The organism is Sporosarcina ureae DSM 2281 (assembly GCF_000425545.1).
Classification (GTDB): Bacteria; Bacillota; Bacilli; order Bacillales_A; family Planococcaceae; genus Sporosarcina; species Sporosarcina ureae.
Window position 1 is genome coordinate 27,737 of record NZ_KE384396.1, and the last position, 21,587, is coordinate 49,323.

Here is a 21,587-nt window from a genome sequence, read left to right on the forward strand (position 1 = left end):
ATACATCCTTTATAATAGAGATAAAGTAAGTTCATAGGAGGAACTAATATGTTTGATTTTTCTAAACTGCCAATCAGTCATGCGAGACCGTTAGTAGGCATAGCAACTGGACTGGAAGGTTTACGCTGCACGGCTAAAGAAGGAATCAATGAAGGAAAGTTATATAAAGAACTTAATAAGCAGCTTACTCTGTTGGAAACAAGTCAAGATATCCATGAAGATGAGCTGATGGCAATTGAACAAGCCTCTAATGGTTTTGTTGCCGCATTGGAAGAGAAGGAAGAAGTGCAGTTGCGTATCGATTGGATGCAATGCTTATATAATGTCAAGACTTCTTTAGCCTCTGCCACCACTTCTACAGAAGCAGATGGATTGCGTGCAATGCTAAGCTCTGTTCAAACGTGTCCATTAAAATCGGAACTGCTCAATGAAATAGAGCGACTGACTGTTTCGCTGCCACCAAAAAGTGAACCAACCCAAAAGAGTGTGCACGACCAGGTAATGGAAATTGCTATCGAGCAAGCTGGAACAAGCTTTATCAACCTTGGTAGAGCAGGTCGAGAGCATGTCATTGGGGAATTAATCAAGAAATTCGGCAAAGATGTACCGCTAATTTCTATTAAAGAAGCAGTCTCTTCACTTGAACATGAAGTCGACGAATTGGCTAAGATAGCAGATGTACAGACATTGCAGATTAAATTGGAGACTTTACCGCTGTCCAACTATTCACATCTTTCTCCGGAGCGAAAACAGATGGTTGCAGAGCAATTGCTCGAAAACAAAAAGTGGAAAGGGTTAGCTTCACTGGATCGACTGATTCATCAATTAGATGCAAAATTAAGTGCAGTAGAAAAACAGGAAGAGTTAAAGGCAATGAGCAACCATTCTCCCGTAATTCTAAACATCAAGCACCTTGACAGCAGTAAGATCCTATTTAATAGCTTGTAAGAAGTGATTAAAAGAAAGGGTCTGGTCTTTGGGTTAGTCCCTTTCTGGTTCACCTGCTAAACCGTTTTAACTCAACTTTCATCCATATATTATAATCCCGATATCAATCGTAAAGCCTTACTTCCCTTAACGGAGGTAGGGCTATTTCTATTGGAGGGATTGTATATGAAGAAAACGTACGGTTTGAAAACGGAACAGCTGGCATGGTCGGTGGTGAAAGAGGAAGGGCAGGTACCAAAGCACGTGCCTGCAAAGCGTGTAGACATTGTGTCGTTGCGCTTGTTGAAGGAGTCGAGTTGCTGTACAAGGATCGGTCGATTCGCAGCCCAGAGGATGCATACAATTTGTTCAAGCAGTTCCTTGGAGAACTGGACCGAGAGTATTTTGTTGTCATGTGTCTCGATGTAAAGAGCCAGCCGACGGCAATCAATGTCTGCCACATCGGCAGCTTGAATTCTAGCATTAAAACAATGTGCCTGTGCATCACACAACTCAGACACTATTCTGGTAATATGATGTAAGGTAAAATACAGGAAACGATCAACTGTCTTTCGTGATGGTTGGTCGTTTCTTTTATCTGTTTCTACTGCCTTTTTATCCATATATTATATTCCTGAATACAAACATTCATGTCTTACTTCCATCAACGGAGGTGTTCTGCCTCCCGCTTTTTGCAGAAAGGAAACGTAAACCTCTCCACAAGATTCCTCCCTTCCCTCCTCCTCACTGAAATGAAATATTGTGGCTGTCCATCTTAGTCTTTAACATGGCAGGTAAAGGTTTCCCAGGTAACTGTCGGGACAGTGGATGACAACACTTATGGTGTAATGTGGTTGGAAATGAGAGAGGATTTTCGCATATTGCGTATCACAGTGTAAGAGATCTCTTTGGTAACACCCTTTTAAATTGATGAAATTATAGCTCTCTCTCTGGCAACATTACAAAAATCCAAAAGAAGAATGTCTGATCTTAATATAATGGAGTTCAAGAGGAATTGGTTTAGAAGTTTTTTATGAATGTATAATTTACAGCATTTCTGGAGAGAGTGTGATTACAAAGCCGTGTTGCCTATATTCAACGAGACAAAAAATGTTTCCTGCAAGTGATCAGCGATCACTAAGGACATGACCCGATGGGTTATTGTTCAAGCACCAACAAAAATAATTAAGCGGAGAAAATGCTGGAAACACAATTGCAGAAATGATAGATTCTTTACACAGAATCGGCTGCATATCGCGTGATAGCTGAACTTATCAAATAAATAGTCAAGAAATTTTATAAAAAATATCATACATAATCAATACCTTAATTCCCCTTCCGGAGTTAGGGTTCTTCGTGTTGGAGAAAAAGACGTTTAAAACGGTAATGCATTGGTTAACATGATGTGCAACACCAGTTGTTAATATCTGATTGAGAAAGGGGATTGGCAAAGTACGAAAAATTTGTTACTAGATATAAAGGTTTTGGCTATCATGCAGATTACGAATCAAAGATTGGGAGATAGATACTCGGTGAAGCAAGAGAAACGGTTTGGAACAGTTTTAGGATAAAGAAATGGAGTGATTTTTATGGAAGCCAGGAAATATTGGATAAGCGAACAAAGCGAAATTGAAAAAAGTACTTTGGCAATCCTCAATGAATATCTTCTCAGTATGAAAATTGAAAACAAGGCGGAAGCAACCTCAACGAAGTATCGCAAGATGCTGGAACGATTTCTATGCGAGTGCAAGGTTCCAGTGGAGGAAATGACAGCAGACATTGTTCATCGGTGGCTCCTGAACTACTCCGTAGATAAAAGTCCCAGGACGGTTGAATTGATGCTGTCTATCCTATCGTCATTCTTTACGTTCTGTTTGGATGAGGAATACATGGAAGTTGTCGTCATTAAGAGCCGATGGAGACCCGTCATTCCCGAGTCTTTGCCACGGTTCCTGAATGAACAACAGTATGCACAAGTCAAGCTGGCTATGGAAGAACTCAGCTTACGAGATCGGGCCTTGGTTCTCTTTTTGTTTTCATCTGGTTGTCGCCGTTCGGAAGCATCCTATTTAAAGTTGGAAGATTTAGATAGGAAAAAGCGTACAGCAAAAGTTGTAGGGAAAGGAAGGAAAATTCGATACATTCATTTTTCAGAGCAGTGTGCCTTTGCGTTGGACAATTATCTACAAAGTCGAAAGGAAAGCGATTGTGAATATGTATTTCTGAATAAATTCGGCGAAAGGTTAAGCGATCAAAGAATCTATAAAATAACCACCAAGCTTGGTAAAAAAGTCGGTCTCCTTCAGCCGCTAAATCCACACAGCTGTCGTCATACGTTCGCCACCCTGATGTTGGCCAGAGGTGCGGACCTCGAATTTATTGCGGATGAACTGGGACATGCGAATTTGAACACTACCCGTGTCTATGCCCGGATTCCAGGCGAAGACATCATGCTGGCTTATCAAAACAAGATGGGGTGAGAAGAATGAATGAAAAAATAAAAGTAACATTTCTAGAAGAATATCATACGAGATTCAGTTCTGAAACCACTCGTAGTTATCGCATTAGTCTTCGTCAATTCTTTACGTTTGTCAGTAAGCCTTATGATGAAATTAAGTCACAGGACATCCGGGCGTGGCTCGCCGCTCTAGAGGAAAATGGTCTGAAAAGAAGATCCATAAATCTGAAGTTGTCCGCTGTTCGAACTTTTTACCGGTATTGCAAGGAAGAGAATTTAATCAAAAAAGATCCGACTGCTGTTGTAAAGGCACCCAAACCGGAAGATTCCTTGCCCTATTACCTGACTAAAATGCAAGTTACCCTACTGCAGGAACTGACAAGGCCGAATCCAATGGAGAGGGCCATCGTTGAAGTGCTCTATACAACGGGGGTGCGTATCAGTGAACTCTTGAATATCAAATTGTCCGATATCAAATGGGAGACACGGCAGATTTGGATCAGAAAGGGTAAAGGAAATAAAGAACGGTTTGTTCTGTTTACTCATGAATGTGCGGTTCGTTTACAAACGTATTTGGATGATCGGGTTGTCGAAAGCGAGTATCTCTTTTGCCATGCTAAGGGGAAAGCCTATGGACGGGATACGATCCAGAAATACTTCAGGGGGTACACGAAGGAACTTGGTTTCCGGGTTAGCCCTCATACGATGCGTCATACCTTCGCGGCACATCTCGCAGAGAAAAATATGCCGCAAAGCTACATTCAGGATTTACTTTGGCACGTGAACATCAACAGCACCCGAATCTATACGCGTCTCATGAACCATGCCCGGAAGAAAAAGTATGATCAATATCAGTAAGGGGGGAATGGATAATGGAAGAGTCTTGGCTACTGACAAAACCCTTGCCAAACAAGGAGAATCACAGGGTTGTCAATGAGTACTTATTGCTGCTCAAAAACGAACAGAGGAATAAACGGATAATCCTCATGACTCGAAACGTATTCCAGGAATTTTTCCAGGTGCACAATGTACCTCTTTCAGCAATTACAATGCAGAATGTGGAGAAGTGGGTGACGGAAAAGAAGAAAGCCTGTACGAAACGTACGATTTTACAGTATTTATCTCTTTTTCGAAAATTCTTCAGGTATTGTCTAGTGGAAGGACTAATAGATGAGCAGCCAATCCCCTACATGTATGAAAAAATAAACGGTGATGATGACTGGAAACTCAAGAGGACATTGCCGAATGAAGAAAATCAACAGATGATCAACGACTACCTGTTTATGCTGCATACAGAACGATGGACCAAGCTAACCATTAAACGTTATCGGACCATACTGCAATCATTTTTCAAGGAAACAACCACACCGTTTTCTGAAATTGATTTCGCGGATGTTAAGAGATGGATGACCAAGAACAACATAGACAGTCAGACAACGTCCCATTTATCCACCTTCCGTTCCTTTTTCAACTACTGCATACAAAAAGGGATGCTTGACACACAACCGATCCCGTATAAATGGAAGGAAGGAAACAGCGGTTCTTACTGGAGACTCAGGATGCAGCTCCCCAATCAAGAGAATCATAAAGAAATCAATGAATTTCTATTGAGTTTGAAAGTATCCAATTACAGCAAGCACACCATATTGTCGTACCGTAACTTTTTACAGAAATTTTTTAAAGACAGGAAGGAGGCCAGTTTCTCCCTAACATCCAGTCAAATCCAGCAATGGTTCATTCAAAACGAAAAGGACTTTCAAGAGGCGACAATCAAAAATCATTTGATCATCCTTTCTACCTTTTATAACTTTTGTGTGGAAGAAGGAACTATCAACAAATCTCCGATCAAATCCAGAATGTTTCCTCGTCCTCGGATGGCCATTCCAAAATATCTGGATAAAGAAGAAGTGGCGAAAATCCGGGAAAAGACTGACCAATTATGGCTTCGTGACCGGTGCATTTTTGAATTCCTTTATACCTCTGGATGCCGGGTTGATGAGGTCCATCGGTTGGATCGGTCAGACGTCGATTTGGAAAAAAGGATGGCAATGGTCTTGGGAAAAGGAAAGAAGTATCGGCAAGTCCACTTTTCCGAAAAGTGTGCCAACCTGTTGGAATTATATATTGAAAGAAGGATGGATTCAAATCCCGCCCTCTTGGTGACAAGCAATCAAAAAGCCAATCGACTTTCAAAGGATATGATCAGGTCCATTTTGAAGAAACTAGGAGAAGACGCGGGAATATCAGGTTCTCTTCATCCCCATCGTTTGCGGCATACCTATGCGACCGAGATGTTGGCAAAAGGGGCCGACCTCCTATTTATTGCCGATGAACTGGGCCACACGGATGTTCAAACCACACAAATCTACGCAAATTTACCGAAACAAGAGTTGATTTCTTTGTATCGGAAGTATATGGGATAAGGAGTGAGGGAAAGATGGATAAAAAACAAATTATTGAGCAATTTAAAAGAGATTATCAATACCGGCTGAGTGATGCCGTGTTACAACGATATGAAACTGTCGTGACGCTATTCCTTTCGTATACCGAAAAGAAACTGAGTGACATCCACAGGAAAGACATCCGGGACTGGATGGGGAATTGGCTGGATCAAGGGTACAATCCAGGAACTGTATACAATAACTTGAGCGGGCTGAAGACCTTCTTTAAGTATTGTGTAGAAGAAGACCTGTTGGATCAGAATCCGGCCAAAGACGTTCGGTTTCCGAAGATGGAAGAAAAATTACCCCGTTACCTAACAAGGGAACAACTTGCCCAGCTTAGAACGCTGAATGAAGGAAAGATTCTGGATCGGGCCATCATTGAAGTGCTGTATACAACTGGTATTCGGGTTGTTGAAATGGTCAACATGAAACAAGAAGATATCAATTGGAATGAACGATTCATAATCATCCCGGACACCAAAGAGAAAAAGGAGCGGCTGGTCATGTTTACGAGGGAGTGTGCAGAATACCTAAAAAGGCATCAGGAAACGACCTGCCACACGTCGCCTTATGTATTCGTCAGTCCGGTAAACCATCCCAAGCCATACAGCACGGATACCATCAGACAGCGGTTTGAAGGATATAGCAATCAATTGGATTTCAAGGTCACCCCGCATCTGCTGCGGCATACATTCGCGGCACACTTGGCCCAAAAAAACATGCCGATTGAGCACATCCAACAATTGCTCGGCCACAGTTCCATCGACACCACCCGTATCTACGCCAGATTATATGACCAGGCCCGAAAAGAACAGTATGACGAATGGAGATGAAGGCGGAGAACATTTGAATCCAACCCAAATTAAACGAACCTCCCGCGGGAGGTTCGTTTGGTTATGCTTTGACTGAAAGAATTAGTTAGCTGATATTAGACAGTAGGAATGGGGATTGCAGTTCCCTTTCCGACATAACGGATCTCATGCCCCGCTTTCATTCGGGTCTTGATTATCTGTGTATGTGACGAATGGTGGGAAGTGATCGACTCTGCGTGATTCAAGTTAATCCTCTTGGTACTTCCTGATATCCTGTTGGCGTTTGAAAACTCAACTTCATTCCTTCAACAACACGCACTTCAATAATTTGATCTTGGTGTGCATTGTATCTTGTGATAGACTCCGCGTTATCCAAATTAACGTGAATTACTCCATTTCGAAAAAACGCCCCAACCCCTTTAGTACCAAGGGATTGGGGCGTTTTATAATCTTTGCCTAGGGAATGGAAATGGGTGTTAACATGAATTATATTTATTTAAAAAACCCTGCAAACCCAATAATAACAAGGGTTTGCAGGTTTTTTTAAATAATTGTATGGAATGGAAAGTGCGATTAACGCTAATGCTGTAACTGTAACATTCTCAGAAGTAACTGAAGCTATTGAAGATGCGAACGTTGTAGTTAAAGACGGCGAAGGTAATGTTGTTGAAACAAAACCAATGTTGCTTGCTGAAGGTACAACACAAGCAGATTTTGAATTCGTAACACCGTTCCCAGTTGACCACAAGTTTACTGGCGTTTGGACTGTAAACAATGAAAAGTATAACTTCGATGCTATTAACCAATTGGCTGATATCGTAGATGCAGCGGTTACAACTCCTAACCAAATTAAATTGCAAACAGCTCTAGATGCAGCGGGCATTACATATGCTGACGAGCTACGGATTGCTGATTATTTAGGTGCTCTTCAAGCAGAGGGTGCAACTGCATCACTAGAAGCAGTTCAAAAAGCAATCACTAAAGTTGACGAAGATGCAGCTAAAGAAGAAACAAATGAAGCAGCTGTTAAAGCAGTTGTAGATGCAAAAACTCAAGCTCAATTGTTAAAAGCTTTAACAGATAGCTTTGACGTTGTAAATCCTGAATGGATTGTTGCTTATGATGCTGCAATCGACTTTGCTGCAGAGTCAGATCCTACACTTGAATCTGTTGAAAGTATCCAGGCGGCTATTAATGGCGTTAACCTTGACGAAGTAACACCTAAAGTTACAGCAGCTAATATGTCTCTTGACAGTGAAAAAGTAGCTGAAGCTAGAACGTTTGTTACTAAGTGGATTCCAGCTGACGAAGAAGATGCAGCAGTTCCGGCAAAAGAATTAGTACTTGATGGTTTGAATCTTGAAGATGCATTGATTGCTGTTAACAATGCAAAAACGAACAGTGCATTAAAGTCAGCTTTGACAAATCTTGATACACTTGAGAATTCTCTTCTTGAGAAGTATAAAGATGTAGTAGGTTTTGATAAAATTGATGAATTCGATATCAAAACAGTCGAAGATGCTAACCTTACTGCTTATAGAGATGCAATCAAAGATGCGGAAGTTGGAGCTAAAAACCAACGTAAAGACATTCAGAAAATCGTTAGTGATGAAAATATTGCAGCGGTAGGTTCAGCACAAACTAAAGTTCTTGAAGATCTTAACGCAGTAACTACAAAAACTGCAGCAGCAGACATTGTAGCACTTCTTGAAAAGAGTCAGAAGTTGCATGAGCAAACAAACAAAGTTAACTCTGCATATGCTGAAGCATACAAAACAGCTTTGATTTCAGCGGAAGATCTTGACGCAACGGAAATTAATACATTGATTGGTACAGTTAACGATGCACAAGATGCAGCTAACGGTCTTGTTGATACGAAAGAAGAACTTGTGTCTGCACTAGCGGAAGCTAATAAAACTACTGGTGCAAAGTTTAAAACAATTACACTAGAAAAAAGTATTGAAGTTGATAATGCAACAATCAAGTTAACTTCTGGAGTAACAATTGAAGGTAACAATCATACTTTATATGTAGGTGGTTCTGATGCGGGGGCTACTACTGCTGAGGGTATTGAAGTTACTGCAGGATCGAAAGATGTAGTAATTAAAGATCTAAAAGTAGTAGGTACACATGGAGACAATCTAATTGAAATCTATGGTAGTGCTACACTTGACAATATAACTACAATTGGCGGTAAAAAAGTAGGTATCTATGTAAATAATGATGGAGCAAATACGATTACAGTAAACTTCAAAGACATCACAACTGCTTCAAATGGCTGGGATGCTGGAGTTGGAATCGTATCACAACAAATCGGTAGTAAAGTTATTGCTAACTTCACAGGTGTAAATTCATTTGGCGAACCTGTAGCAGTTTATACTGATGATTTCATAGAATACAAAGGTCAGTATGAAATAAATGGTTTAGAAAAGTTCGAGAAGAAAGTAATTGGTAATCAATATAAATGGTTAACTGGGAATCCAGCTAAAACTCCTGCTGAATAAAACAAAACGTTACTTTACTTTACAAACTAGTAGTCTAGTAAAATGAGTGGATGAGACACCTTATGTGATTACATACGAATTAAATTTTGTATTGTATATTACATAAGGTGTTTATTCTAACTATTACTTCCAATTAGTTGTCGCCTTCAAAAAGTCCATCCGGACAGAAATCATTACGATTTCTCCGGATGGCTTTTTCTATACAGCTGGATTGTAGGATTTTATCCATGCAATGTAAGAGGAAGAGAGGGAGAAATATTGGGCGAGAAAAAGTCGGCATGCTAAAAAAGCCTTTTCACAAGGCAATTTAAAATATTCAGCTGGTTTGATTACGCTGCCTTCTTGTAAGTATGATAGAGACCATTCAATATAGGAGTGGCTTCCAATATTGTATCTTCCGCCGAAGTGGGAAGGTAAGCCGGCGATGGAATTGGAGTTTTTCCGTTTATCCCTTGATGTATCCAGTGCGTATTATAATAGCCTTTGATGTATTCCGTTAGCAGACCACGTAGATGTTGCTCATTCAACGAACTTACCTGATCGACTAACTCTCTTTTAATCGTGCCAATTACCCTTTCAGCATAGGCGTTTTGCCACGGTGTTCGATAAGTAGTTTTCTTTGTAGTAATGTCCGATGACTGTAAGAAAGCTTGAAACGCTTTGGAACAAAAGATCGGATCGTTGTCATGAATTAAATATGTAGGGACACTGCCGTAGGGCGTTGTATTCCGAAATTGCTGGATGGTCCATTCCGCGGTTGGATTGCTCGTTACATTGAAATGGACAACTTTACGGGTTTTATGATGGATGTCACCAAGACATGAAGTACATGAAAGGTGAGTGTAGGAATCGTAAAGAAATCAGTTGCCCACGTTTCTTGCTGATGGTTTTGCAAGAACGTCTTCCAGGATTGGATTTGTTTTTCTGAAGGCGGCTTCCGTGTGCTCGGCAGATACTTGGCAATCGTGTTTGGAGCGGGAGGCTTATTAACTCCAAGTAACCGGAGCTTTTCATGAATTTTCTCTGGTGATAGGATTGGATTTTCCTTGTGTATACGTTTAATTAGCTGGATTGTCTCGGCAGAGATTGTCGGCCGTCCTACTATTTTTGACTTTTGCTTCCAATAGAATTTGAAAGTTGTCCGATGCCAATGAATAACTGTGTCGGGTTTTACCATCACCAATGAATCTTTCCAGTTTTCCAAGTGCTTAGACAGGAGTACCCAGAGGTGACGGAATGCCGGTGTTGGTCGTGGTTTTGGTGTTTTTTCTTTTTCAAAACGATGGACATAAGATGCGAGTTGGCTCTTCAATGCGATAATTTCCAAGTTGGCTACGTTCTTGGCCATAAATCTATTTTTAAAATATGTAACCAAATAACCTAGCCACTCTTTACTATAATCTTACAGTGATCGTAGAAACGACAGCATTTAGAATCCCTCCAAATTTTTTTAGATAGGTTTAGCATTCATTGTATATAAACGTCGGTTGAAGTTCTAGTGTAGCGACTATTCTATTGCCAGAGTAATAATAGCTCAAAGATTGACTATTAGAGACAGCTGTCTATGAGGATAGAAAGAAGTTGCTATACTGAAATTTCCATATTCATACGCCCATATCTACTTATATATTCCATGTACAGTCCATATCTCTATGGCTCACTATTTATTGGCTGTATATGGAATGATCTCGTAGAATATCTTCTTATTCAGGTTAGTTTCAATATAGGCAGTTAGAAAGATAAAGTGGATATTCTAGTGATGAGATTTTTACTGAACACTGCAATGGAATTCATGTAGCAATGGTATATCTGAATAGTTTATTGGATTAGTAACTCAATGTCTGTTGACTCTATGAAAGGCGAAATGATAGTATTATAGTATAGACACGTAATTGTAACATTTGTAATAATAACGTTATAAGTAAAGTGGTGTTCATTAATTTTATTGAGTTAATTACAAATGTGCTATTACTTAATACTTATCTAAAAACTGAGGGGGATGTACATTGAACAAAATGATGAAAGCTTCTACAGCAACAGCTTTATTGGCTTCTGCTTTAATTCCTGTGTCTGCATTTGCTGCAGAAGGACAAGCACCCAGTGGATTTTACAATGTCGAGACTGGGAAAGTAGTGTCAGGTAATGCCTTTGTATTCCTAAGCGCTGAGCAGAAGGTAGAAATTTTAACTAACGTAAACAAAAGTTATTACTTTTTGGATGGTAATGGAAACGCACTGAATCCATCAGTTTTATTGACAGCAAAGACGAACGAGGAAGTAGACGCTGCACAGGAAAATGTAGGGGATGTAGAAGATCGACATAACGTAGTGTTTACGGAAGAAGGAGAAGTGGTTATTTCTTCAATCACTATCGAATCTTTGAAAGCGCTTAATAAATCTGAGATTGAAGTGACGTTCTCAAATGATACGATTGCTGAGGAAGCTGATCTACAAGGTCGTCAGTTAACATTGACGAGAGATAACGGTGATACTCTGTCAGCCATCTATAAAGAAAATAGCTTGGAAAGTGGTAAAGCGGTATTTGGTCTAATTGAAGATGGGATGCTAACAGATACGGCTATGTACAAAGTGAAAGGAACAGGTTTTTCACTTACAAAAAATAGTTTTCAAGCTCGTTTTGGAGATCAGGTGGCAACCTCTTATACATCTGTAACGACGACAGTTGTTGCGGGTGATAATGCAAGCGTTTACATTGAAGCCCTAGATCAGTACGGTGAATCAATTGAAGTTCCTGCTAATGTAGTAGTTTCAGGTACGCTTAACGGTATGCCATTAACTACGACAGGTGATAATCCTGAAGTTAAATATGACATGATAGAGAAAGCGATACAAGTTGACACAGCACTGAAGAAAGGTGATAAATTGGTGTTGAAAGCAGGAACTTCCACTATTCAATACATGGTTATTGAAGGTGGAGAAGCGGTTCTTAGTAGCTTTAAGATTTCTGCACCAAGTACACTGAAATCCGGTGAGTCAGCCGTTTTGAAAGTTATTGCAAAAGACCAATTTGAGAATCCGATGAACGTGGATGGAGACGTTCGCTGGGTAGTGAACGGCGCTATACAAGTGGCAGCTGGCCCTGCGACTTATGAGTTTAATGAAGTGTCTGCGGGAGATTATCAAGTTGATGTTTATTACGTAGTAGATGGTAAGATTCAGGATCATGCAAAAATTACGGTAACAGTAGAGAAAACTATTTTAAGTGAATTGATTTTGGCGGCTGAAGCAAAAGAGGATGTTGGATTCACAACTTCTTCGTGGGAAGCTTTCCAGATAGCGTTAGCGGAAGCTAAAGTTGTCGCGAAAAAAGCAAATGCATCACAGGCTGAAGTTCAGTCTGCTTATGACAAGCTTGTAAAAGCGGAGAATGGTTTAACTGAAGCGAATCCTAGTATTACAGCAGTCTCTTTCTTAGTAGGAGGAGAGTCTGTAAAATTCACAGGAGTAGAAGGGGCTAGTGCTTCTATAGATTTGAGCGGATTAGATGCTGAAACTACAGCTACTGAAGCAATTATTACGGCAACTAAAAACTCGACTATGACACTTACTTATGGTGATAAAAAGAAAGTTATAGAGTTGAAGAAAGGAGAGAATACGTTCACACCGTCAGATCTCATTCCTGGTCTTGAAGAGGGCACATCACTTTCCATTTCATTTTTACAAAGTCTTGAAGCGGAAGGATTATTGAAAATCACGACTCTACTAGACAATTCTACAGGAAGTGAAGAAGGAATAGCTGGTACTTTGACAATCACTTATGATTCTTCAGATGCGGATGCGATTAAGGAATTTATCAAAAAGTTTGATACACAGGCTGCATTTAATGATATTCAGACGTTGACAGACATGGGCCCACGTGTGACGGGTACGCTTGCAGAACAAGAGACGATTGAGCTAGTTCGGAAACGAATGGAAGGCTATGGCTACGCAGTGACAGTTCAGGAATTTGATTTACCTTCTGTAAAAGAAGGAAAGTTAACAGTTGATGGTCAAGAAGTTGAAAGCACCGTGACGGGTGGTGTGCCTACAAACGGTACAGTGACTGCTGCGCTATTTTACGCAGGTCTCGGTAAGCCCGGAGACTTTACCGAAGATGTAGTTGGCAAAATTGTGTTGATTGAGCGAGGGGAATTAACCTTCGTGGATAAAGTTAAAAATGCAAAAGAAGCTGGTGCTGTAGGCGTTATTATTTATAATAATGCTGACGGGGATACTCCTTTAAAATATACAGCGGACATTGATATTCCGGCATTTGGTGTTACAAAAGCCAAAGGTCAGGAATTAGTAGCGTATGAGGGGGAAGTGTCTTTACAAGTTGAAGTAGTGGATGAGCCTAAGTCTGCGAATGTGATTGCAACAAAACTTCCGGAAAACGGAGCGAAGGATGCAGATATCGTTTACGTCTCTGCTCATATAGATAGTGTGCCAGGAGCTCCAGGAGCAAACGATAATGCTTCAGGTACAGCTGCAGCTCTGGAAATGGCACGTACTATGAAAGACTTACCTCTTGATAAGGAGTTACGTTTTGCCTTCGTAGGTGCAGAAGAAATTGGGTTGGTTGGTTCGAAATATTATGTAGACAGTTTGAGTGAAGAGGAATTGTCAAGAAGTGTAGCAAACTTTAATATGGATATGGTTGCAACTTCATGGGATAAAGCAACGGCAATCTACACGAACACTCTGGACGGGGAAGCCAATATTGTCACGAATTCTGCGAATAAAGTAGCGAAAGTCATTAGGACACCTTCAGAGCTCGTACTGTTCAAGCGTGGTTCATCAGATCATGTCAGTTTCTATGATAAGGGCATTCCTTCTGCAAACTTCATTCGTCGCGAGCCAGGAACTCACAACTTAGAGCCTGATTACCACAATCCGAAAGACACAATGGATAATGTCAGTAAAGAAAGACTAGAAGAAATGATTCATTTAGTTGGCGGCTCAGTGTATTCTGTAGTAAGGAAGAAACAATGATACTATAGGCTTAGTCTGAAATTGAATTGAAAGAGAATATAAGAAAAGGCATGTCCACATGGGACATGCCTTTTGTATGCTCACTTTATTTGTTTACTCTTCTATATTCAATAGTAATTGACCGTTTTCGATCAATTGTTCTATTGACACCTTTTCGCTATCAGACAGATTCTCTATTTTTAAAGTTAACAGGTTTGAGTGAGTATACTCATTTGATGCTCCATCACGATCTATTTGTATAGTGACATTTTTTCCGACTTGCGATACTTTAAGGAAACTAGCTAGATTTGCCTTTGTGATCTTGTTTTCTGTAGTGACATTATTTTTCTTTGTTGAGAATAGCGAGCGCAAATCAATCCGATCTGAATCGCGATCAGTAAGGACTGTACCGTAATGGAAATTCGTCCACGTATCATGTTTATTACCACCAGTACTGTCTTCGTTAAGAACGTTGTAAACTAATGTGTCCGAACCACCTTTTCCTGTGATCTTATCAATGGCTGTACTGCTGACTAGCACGTCATCTTGAAGGCTGGACTCGAGTAGGGCAGGGATGTTAAATGACAAGGTGGCGGTAGCTTCTACACCGCTCAAATGGGATAGCTTGTAGTTAAATTCGTCTGTCTGTCCAAATGAACTGATTTCATTATTGGGTACGTACGTATAGCTACCATCGGGTTGAATAGTCAGCACACCATGATCGCCAGCGATAACGGTTCTTTCATGTATATTGTAATAACTTTTTTCAATGGATGTTGAGACGTTTTGAGATTCATCAAAAGAGTAACCTTGTACAAACAAATCCGTTTTATCCGGCTGATTACTAAAGAAGTTTCCTTTGATTGTTTGGAAATTGCCTGTAACAGGTTTAAGTGTATCAATTTGATAATCGCCCCAAGAGGGGGATGTGACTTTGATGTCTTCGATATATCCAAGTGGGTATAGTCCACCTGTGTCGGATTGTTCTACCACAACTTTATATTCGCCAGCTTCCAATCCTGTAAAGGAGAAGTTTTCAGATGTAGTAGTCAAGGTTACATCCTTCTCCTCGCGTACAACTGTGCCGTCCGATGAAATGACCTTAACATTGGTGCTTGTATTGCTGTGTCCTAAACGTACAGAGAAGTCAAGTGACGAGGCAGTATCTTGTACTACAAAGTTATCCGTTACTACATCTCCGTTCTTGATGATTTTATTAACGTTTTTTGTAGTGGCAGTTACGCCTGCTTTCGTGTGTGCTGAACTTTGTTCTATACTCACTGTTTGATTGTTAGCTGTTACAATAGTTCCTTCATTAGACCAGTTTTGGTCATCCCATTTAACAGATTCATTGTCCAAACGGATTTCAAGTGCACCTTTTGCAGTTTTGTTGCTAGCCATGTCTTGAACTGTAAATTCAAATGACTCTACTTTCCCTACATTTTTGCGTTCTGATGCAGGACGATATTGGTAGCTGCCGTCCCGCTTAATATTTAGTTGTCCATATTTACCTTGGATGGTAGAGCCATCTGGACCAATTGCTGAGGCTGCACTTCCACTTGTATTAATATCGTTCACACGTAATGTGTCTGATCCGATTTTTTGACCTTTTAGGACATTTCCTTGAATGACAGATTCTTCTGTAGACACTTTAGAATAGTCACTTTTAATTAAATTTACAAGTCTGTATGGAATAACTTGGACTACAGAAAGCCCAGCGGCCACATCTAATATTAATTCGTATTCGCCCTCGTCAAGGGTACCAAAGTCAATCACAGCTGTTTTTGCAATACCAAGGAAAGAACCGCTGGATCCATTGAAGGATTCTTTTAAAACGTAATCACCATCTAAGTTCTGTTTCATTACGTGAATCTTGAAAGCGTGTCCTCCGAGTATACTGTGGATAGCCACCGTTGCTTCACCGCTGATTGTAGTACCTTTATTGATACTCACATGGTGTCTATTATTCTCTGCGATTTGACTGATTTGTGAGGAAGAAAGAACACCTAAATCTACAATCCCGATATCCAAGCCTAGCACTCCACCAGCCGTTTTCTGTTGATTATCCAAACGACTTTCTACAGGATTTAAAAATAATGGAGCGGATTTTCTTGTTTCTTCTGTGTGAATAAACTCTAGCTCATCAACTTCTTCTAATTGACCGAGTGCCTTTTGAAGGGCAGTAGTTTCTTTTGTAACAGCTTGCTGCGCTTCTTCAGTAAATGCTTGGCCTTCATATTCCTCATAAACCTGAATAGCTTTTTGCAAGGCATTCTTGACTGTTTCTACAGAAGCGGGAGTAAATGTACCTTCTGCTGTATTAAGGAGATGTTCCGTCTGTTGAATGATTGTTTTTAAACTGGATAAGTCTACAGTTTTCCCTGATAAGCCATTTAGAATATTCTGTAGTTCTTCTTTCACAACGCTATCTTCCAGCTGATTGACAAGATCTTGCGCTTTATCAATATCGGCTTGTTTTTTTGTTTCCTGTGCAGTCTTTACTGCATCTTGAGCTGCTTTTACTGCTGGATCAACTTCGTTCGCACTTTTCAGAGCATCTTCCAATTGATCTAGTGCATTCTGTAAGTCTTCAATTGTAGCATTGGCGTTACTTAACGTTTCTTCAGCGGCTTTAATGGCGTCTTTAACAGCTTGCTGATTTTCTTGAGTTATTTGATCTAACTTTTCATAGGCATTTTTAATTGCATCTTCCAATGCATCTTTATATCCTTGCTGAGTTAGGAAAATAACTTTACCCTCAGGAGTCAATTTCACATTATGTTGTTCTTCGACAGATGTCTGTAATGTCATTTTTTCCTCAATTTCCTCATTTGTTTCTGAATTGATAAGATGAGGTGCTCTTAGAGCATTTCCTTCACCATCAGCAAAGTAGTAGTTTTGTCCCGTCAGAATTTCTAGCTTCTCTCTGCCATTTAAAAATATGAAAGAGTTAGCCAAAAAAACTTTACCAGTTTTAACGTTATAAAACCCAGGTGCTGCATTATCAGATACCTGATTTTCTGCTGCAATACTCGCAACAGGTGTTAAGGTGGATAGTGCTAAAATAGTAGCTGCTGAAATTACTATGCCTTTTTTCATAATATAATCTCCTCCATGCTATATTTTGATTATTATACACAATACAATAACAGTTCTATAATATACTATAAATCTATGTAATTCTACCAAATATTACATAATTGTTTATTTAGTTATTAAGACCTTGTTTCATGAAAAAAATGTAAAGTTTTGAAAAAATATTACTGCTTAGTGCTTAAATTAACAAATAGCTAATATATATGTGTAAGTATTTTAAAAAATTAATCATAAAAAGAGCTGAGAAGAAAAATCCTTCTCAGCTCTTTTTATGATTAATCAATTGATAAGACTTCAAAAGATTCAACAGTTGGTCCTGCTTCAATTTCACCTGTTTTGGTAATTGAAACATTATATTTCTCTTCTAATTGTCCTACTGAAATCTGTGCCTTTTCAATATCCTCATTTGTTTTTGCATTAAGGATATCCGAAACGCTTACTGATTTTGATCCTGTTACTAAATGATAATCTTTTGTTAAAATAGCTAATTTTTGCTGAGGTGTCATAAATATAAAATTGGCCGATTTAACATAATCATGGTGACCGCTATTTAAGTTATAGAAACCGTCAGGTGCAATACTTGCTGCGGAAGTTTGATGAGTACCTGCAACAGAAAAAGCTAGTATTAGAGCAAGAAGATTTGTAAACAAGAATTTTTTCAATGAATTTCACCTCTTTTTATAAAAATATTAGAAATATAACTCTATAATAATTGTAAACTATAATGGTTATTATCACAATAAATAGTTTCGAAACAGGTACCAGGTCCCCACACAACTTTCACACAACTCACATAGTTAAAAATGGTAATGAAGAGAAAAGTATCGTTATTTGCGGTCCATAAATGTAGGTACCAGATCATACGTAATACTTCCGATTAAGTGACGTAAGTGTCCATCAACAAACCACTGTAAGACTTCCTACAAATAATGCATATAAAACGCAGTACCTCCTTGGTACAATCCGTGTATTGATATTAGGAGGTGCATTTTGCTGTCTCGCGAATAGGTAAAGATTGTTTCACACTTCAACATTAAAAAATGATCTACTAGGCTACGCTAAAAAAGTCTTTAATTCCACCTGTTCACTATTGATCACATACTCATCCCCTCTGTTGAAATCGAGCACAGGTGCAACGAGTGGGCGTCTTTTCGGTTTCGTTGACGTGACCGGTTGATTGACATAGTTTTCAAAGTTCGCTGCGTTACACAACGTGGAGGGTCATAGGAATGCGTTGAGTTTATGTCGGTTCAATCACTGCTTGGTCTTTAGATCATTGACGCGAATGAAATTTTTTGAGTATGGAAAGACGATAGTACAACTGCGTTTTTTGGATGTCTCTAACCATGATGGTGTAAAGCTGAGATATAAATGAATACTTACTAGAACAGGCTTATTTAGTAGTCTTATTTAATGTATTATAAGACTATATGCACAATACTATAGTAGTGGTATTGTTTACTTACTATTGTATTGGAGGAATTTTATTGAAAACTAGTAACGTTTTATTTTTCACGCTTTTGTTTATGACTGTAATTAGCATGACTGTCACACCTCAAAAAGTTTTGCCCAAAATGAAATTAAAATGAACGATGCGGAGTCGAGCGTAACACATGTCTTAGATCAATCTACTAGGCTCTTCCATACTGCGCTAGTTAATGAAATAGACAGCCAAAAAACAGGTGCAACTAAATATTTTTCAGCAAATACACATGCTCATTTTTTGGGTTGTCACTTCGTAATCACGAATATGATGCTGTTACAGGTATTAAAGCAAGTCGATTGGAAATGATTCAACATGGACAAGTGGTTGCGAGGGCCAATCAATTGGATTCGTATAGTGTAATTGGTGAATATCAAACAAAGCATTTGGAAAAGGGGAATTCTTTTCAAAACGTAAATGGAGAAAATATAGTAGATATTGTGTTGTATTTAGGGAGTAAGGAAGTTGCGCGTGTAAGAGACTTTAGTGTCTATGTGTATGATGAGCCAGCTATCAGTTTTGTGAATCCGTATCAAATCGGAGTACAAAGTGAAAAGTTTGGTCTTTCATTAGAAATGCTGAATGTCGATGAATCGCAAGCTGTAGATATATATTTACGCGATGAAGAAAATAACAGAATAACAAACATAGATAAAATTGTCACAGATTATTATGATGAAAATGAAAGTACAAGAAGATTGGATTTCGGTCTGTCGTTCATCGATCCACTGTATTTACAGGAATTCACAACGTATGATGTCGTTGTTGAAGTAAATGGACATGTTATTCAGAACCCCGAAAATGAAGAGGTTTATTTAGCAGAGGATTCGTATATCGGCACTACGTATCATGCACAAATTTCGGATTTAAGATATAGAGGATTGGGTATTAATTTACTACATAACAATCCATACAGAATAGTAGTTGAGCAAGGTGGCAAGGTCACGAAAGAGTTGAATGATATTCAAGCCTTTTTCAATGAAGAAACGTATAAGGAAGAAATCAACGTAAAGCTAATGCCGGAGTATTTTACGGATTATGGTGGTGCGTATACTATTAAGGTATATAACGCATTGAATAAAGAAATGAAGAACTTTGAATTTCTAGTAGAGAAAGATGTCGTACATGAAAATGATGTGACCAATCCGTTTGAAGGTTTCAAAACGTTCGAGAAGAGAGAAAACATCAAACCTACCAAAACATGGAGCGTAACGTTCAATCAGGCAGTAGATGAGAATACGATAAATAATAGTAATACCTATATTGTTGAAAAAGAATCAGGTAAGTCCGTGAAAGTGGAATATGCCTTGCAAGAAGAAGGAACATTGCTAGAAATTACGCCAGAGAAAAACTTCACTTCTGGTGTAACGTATACTCTCATTGTTGATCAGCGTGTAACGTCTGGAGCGGGTAAGCAGTTAAACGAACCAGCTGCTATTGAGTTTACGGTGAAATGATTAGGAGGAAATTATTTACAGAAAATGGATGGTTACTCTATGTTTAATTACAAGTCTGTTATGTACAACTGTTTCACAGGTTTCTGCCACTACTCCGAATCTTGAGAACTACGAAGTGGAATTATCGTAAGCGTCAAATAGTGAACACGTTGTTTCATATAAAAGAAAATGCCACGAATAATCTTATATTTGATTCTTCGTGGCATTTTCTATTTCTTTGACTGGATATAACAATCCTTTGGTAAGGTCTTCGACCAAGGCATTAGATCTTCAAATGCCTCGGCTTTTTCAAGGTTACGTTGAGGGAGTTCTTCGAAAAGGAACTGTAGGTAGAAGAAGGGATTCACACCATTCTCTTTTGCTGTCTCTACGAGACTGTATGCTATTGCACTTGAAGTAGCACCTCTTGTGGAAACTGCGAATAGCCAGTTCTTTCTACCAATTACAAAAGGCTTTATTGACCGCTCTGCTCGGTTATTATCGATCTCTATACGACCATCTTTCATGAACGTCTTCAATTTAGGCCATTGTTTTAGCGTATAGGAGATGGCAGTCCCGGTAGCGGTCTTCGGAGCGACAATATCCTTTTGTTCTTTTAGCCATACCAAAAAATCATCCAGCACAGGCTGACTGTCGTTTTTCCTTATTTCAAGTCGTTCTTCAGGTGTTTTATCTTTTATCTTGCGTTCAATTGCAAACAATCGGTTGCAGAAATCGAGTCCCTTTTTAGCGACCGTCTTTCGGCCAGCACCGGCTGGCGCACTTTTTAATGCCTTGAGTGCTTCATCAAACTTGCGGCGCGCATGAGCCCAACAGCCAGCAAGCTCCACATCTTGAATAGACTCGTAAGCTGCATAGCCATCCACATGGAGATAACCTTGATAACCATTTAAAAAACTTTGTGGATTCTCTTTGGCACGACTTGCTTGATAATCAAAGAGCACAATCGGTGTCTTAGAGTCTCTGCCTGTCCGATATAGCCACATGTAGGATTTTGATTCTGCCTTTTTACCTGGTTCGTCGAGAACCTGTAGGACAGTTTCGTCCGCATGCAGCACCTTTTCTTCACGAAGGCGCTGATAGAGTTCATCATAGAACGGCTTGAGCCATCGCGTCGTACTCGAAAGCATCCAGTTGGATAGTGTCTGTCGATTCAAAGGAATGCCCATCCGTTCGAGTTGTTTCTCTTGTCGATAAAGAGGAAGCCCATCAGCAAACTTCTGCGTCATCACGTATGCAATGGCAGATGGGGACGCTAATCCCTTCGGAATCACTGGGTTCGGCATCTCAGCTTTCTTGATAGGTGTTTTGATCGCATGTTCTTCACAATGACGGCAACTGTAGATATGCTGCACATGTTCGACAACTGTCACTTGCGCTGGGATGATCTTCAGTTCTTTGCGTATCTGCGTACTCATCTCGTGCATCGAATGATC

At 39.5% G+C, this 21,587-nt stretch carries 13 protein-coding genes and 1 pseudogene; 9 read left to right on the top strand and 5 right to left on the bottom strand.

Translation table 11 applies throughout. The features are described 5' to 3' along the window. Nucleotides 1-48: 48 nt before the first annotated feature. The 7 genes and pseudogenes from H605_RS0117015 to H605_RS0117050 all read left to right on the top strand — a co-directional run bounded on the left by H605_RS0117015 (nucleotide 49) and on the right by H605_RS0117050 (nucleotide 9,145). Nucleotides 49-948, top strand: a complete 900-nt coding sequence (locus tag H605_RS0117015) for a hypothetical protein (RefSeq protein WP_029055280.1) — start codon at nucleotides 49-51, stop codon at nucleotides 946-948. A 198-nt stretch (nucleotides 949-1,146) separates the two neighbouring features. Continuing rightward, nucleotides 1,147-1,412: pseudogene (locus H605_RS18795) on the top strand (JAB domain-containing protein); the annotation flags it as partial. A gap of 1,104 nt (nucleotides 1,413-2,516) precedes the next feature. Then, entirely contained in the window at nucleotides 2,517-3,407 is an 891-nt protein-coding gene (locus H605_RS0117025) for a tyrosine-type recombinase/integrase (protein WP_037562351.1), read from the top strand. Between the two features lie 5 nt (nucleotides 3,408-3,412). Further along, nucleotides 3,413-4,243 carry a tyrosine-type recombinase/integrase gene (locus H605_RS0117030; protein WP_029055283.1) on the top strand — a complete coding sequence of 277 codons (831 nt, stop codon included), beginning with the start codon at nucleotides 3,413-3,415 and terminating at the stop codon, nucleotides 4,241-4,243. A gap of 14 nt (nucleotides 4,244-4,257) precedes the next feature. Further along, nucleotides 4,258-5,808 carry a site-specific tyrosine recombinase/integron integrase gene (gene xerA / locus H605_RS19095; RefSeq protein WP_162141908.1) on the top strand — a complete coding sequence of 517 codons (1,551 nt, stop codon included), beginning with the start codon at nucleotides 4,258-4,260 and terminating at the stop codon, nucleotides 5,806-5,808. A 14-nt stretch (nucleotides 5,809-5,822) separates the two neighbouring features. Next, nucleotides 5,823-6,662, top strand: a complete 840-nt coding sequence (locus H605_RS0117040; protein WP_029055285.1) for a tyrosine-type recombinase/integrase — start codon at nucleotides 5,823-5,825, stop codon at nucleotides 6,660-6,662. A 539-nt stretch (nucleotides 6,663-7,201) separates the two neighbouring features. Further along, a complete protein-coding gene (locus tag H605_RS0117050) occupies nucleotides 7,202-9,145 on the top strand; it encodes a hypothetical protein (RefSeq protein ID WP_029055286.1) in 1,944 nt (647 codons plus the stop codon). A gap of 329 nt (nucleotides 9,146-9,474) precedes the next feature. On the opposite strand, the gene H605_RS19750 is transcribed toward H605_RS0117050, so the two are convergent. Together H605_RS19750 and H605_RS19305 are read right to left on the bottom strand one after the other, a co-directional pair. Continuing rightward, a complete protein-coding gene (locus H605_RS19750) occupies nucleotides 9,475-9,954 on the bottom strand; it encodes an integrase core domain-containing protein (protein ID WP_198040359.1) in 480 nt (159 codons plus the stop codon). Beyond that, complete coding sequence (locus H605_RS19305) at nucleotides 9,915-10,493, bottom strand: hypothetical protein (RefSeq protein WP_198040314.1); 579 nt, start codon at nucleotides 10,491-10,493, stop codon at nucleotides 9,915-9,917. The genes H605_RS19750 and H605_RS19305 overlap by 40 nt, the downstream gene beginning before the upstream one ends. A gap of 667 nt (nucleotides 10,494-11,160) precedes the next feature. Between H605_RS19305 and H605_RS19640 the strand changes: the two genes are divergently transcribed. Then, the gene (locus H605_RS19640; RefSeq protein WP_269466685.1) at nucleotides 11,161-14,136 is read left to right on the top strand and encodes a M20/M25/M40 family metallo-hydrolase; all 2,976 of its coding nucleotides are present in this window, start codon (nucleotides 11,161-11,163) and stop codon (nucleotides 14,134-14,136) included. A 93-nt stretch (nucleotides 14,137-14,229) separates the two neighbouring features. Here H605_RS19640 and H605_RS0117065 read toward each other — a convergent pair whose 3' ends face one another. Together H605_RS0117065 and H605_RS0117070 are read right to left on the bottom strand one after the other, a co-directional pair. Next, nucleotides 14,230-17,214 (bottom strand): type I secretion C-terminal target domain-containing protein, encoded by a 2,985-nt coding sequence (locus H605_RS0117065; protein WP_029055287.1) that lies wholly within the window; start codon nucleotides 17,212-17,214, stop codon nucleotides 14,230-14,232. 272 nt (nucleotides 17,215-17,486) lie between these two features. Further along, complete coding sequence (locus tag H605_RS0117070) at nucleotides 17,487-17,873, bottom strand: hypothetical protein (protein WP_029055288.1); 387 nt, start codon at nucleotides 17,871-17,873, stop codon at nucleotides 17,487-17,489. A gap of 1,126 nt (nucleotides 17,874-18,999) precedes the next feature. On the opposite strand from H605_RS0117070, the gene H605_RS0117085 reads away from it, so the two are divergent. Continuing rightward, a complete protein-coding gene (locus tag H605_RS0117085) occupies nucleotides 19,000-20,151 on the top strand; it encodes an Ig-like domain-containing domain (RefSeq protein WP_029055290.1) in 1,152 nt (383 codons plus the stop codon). Nucleotides 20,152-20,360: 209 nt separating this feature from the next. On the opposite strand, the gene tnpC is transcribed toward H605_RS0117085, so the two are convergent. Beyond that, the coding region (gene tnpC / locus H605_RS0117090; RefSeq protein ID WP_029055291.1) for an IS66 family transposase at nucleotides 20,361-21,587 on the bottom strand (1,227 nt) is incomplete at its 5' end.

Bases quoted from the DNA above. Each gene is read 5' to 3' on its own strand.
- H605_RS19305 (WP_198040314.1), bottom strand. From the start codon at position 10,493: ATGGCCAAGAACGTAGCCAACTTGGAAATTATCGCATTGAAGAGCCAA.
- H605_RS0117015 (WP_029055280.1), top strand. From the start codon at position 49: ATGTTTGATTTTTCTAAACTGCCAATCAGTCATGCGAGACCGTTAGTA.
- H605_RS19640 (WP_269466685.1), top strand. From the start codon at position 11,161: ATGATGAAAGCTTCTACAGCAACAGCTTTATTGGCTTCTGCTTTAATT.
- xerA (WP_162141908.1), top strand. From the start codon at position 4,258: ATGGAAGAGTCTTGGCTACTGACAAAACCCTTGCCAAACAAGGAGAAT.
- H605_RS0117025 (WP_037562351.1), top strand. From the start codon at position 2,517: ATGGAAGCCAGGAAATATTGGATAAGCGAACAAAGCGAAATTGAAAAA.
- H605_RS0117085 (WP_029055290.1), top strand. From the start codon at position 19,000: ATGATTCAACATGGACAAGTGGTTGCGAGGGCCAATCAATTGGATTCG.
- H605_RS0117040 (WP_029055285.1), top strand. From the start codon at position 5,823: ATGGATAAAAAACAAATTATTGAGCAATTTAAAAGAGATTATCAATAC.
- H605_RS0117050 (WP_029055286.1), top strand. From the start codon at position 7,202: ATGGAAAGTGCGATTAACGCTAATGCTGTAACTGTAACATTCTCAGAA.
- H605_RS0117030 (WP_029055283.1), top strand. From the start codon at position 3,413: ATGAATGAAAAAATAAAAGTAACATTTCTAGAAGAATATCATACGAGA.
- H605_RS0117065 (WP_029055287.1), bottom strand. From the start codon at position 17,214: ATGAAAAAAGGCATAGTAATTTCAGCAGCTACTATTTTAGCACTATCC.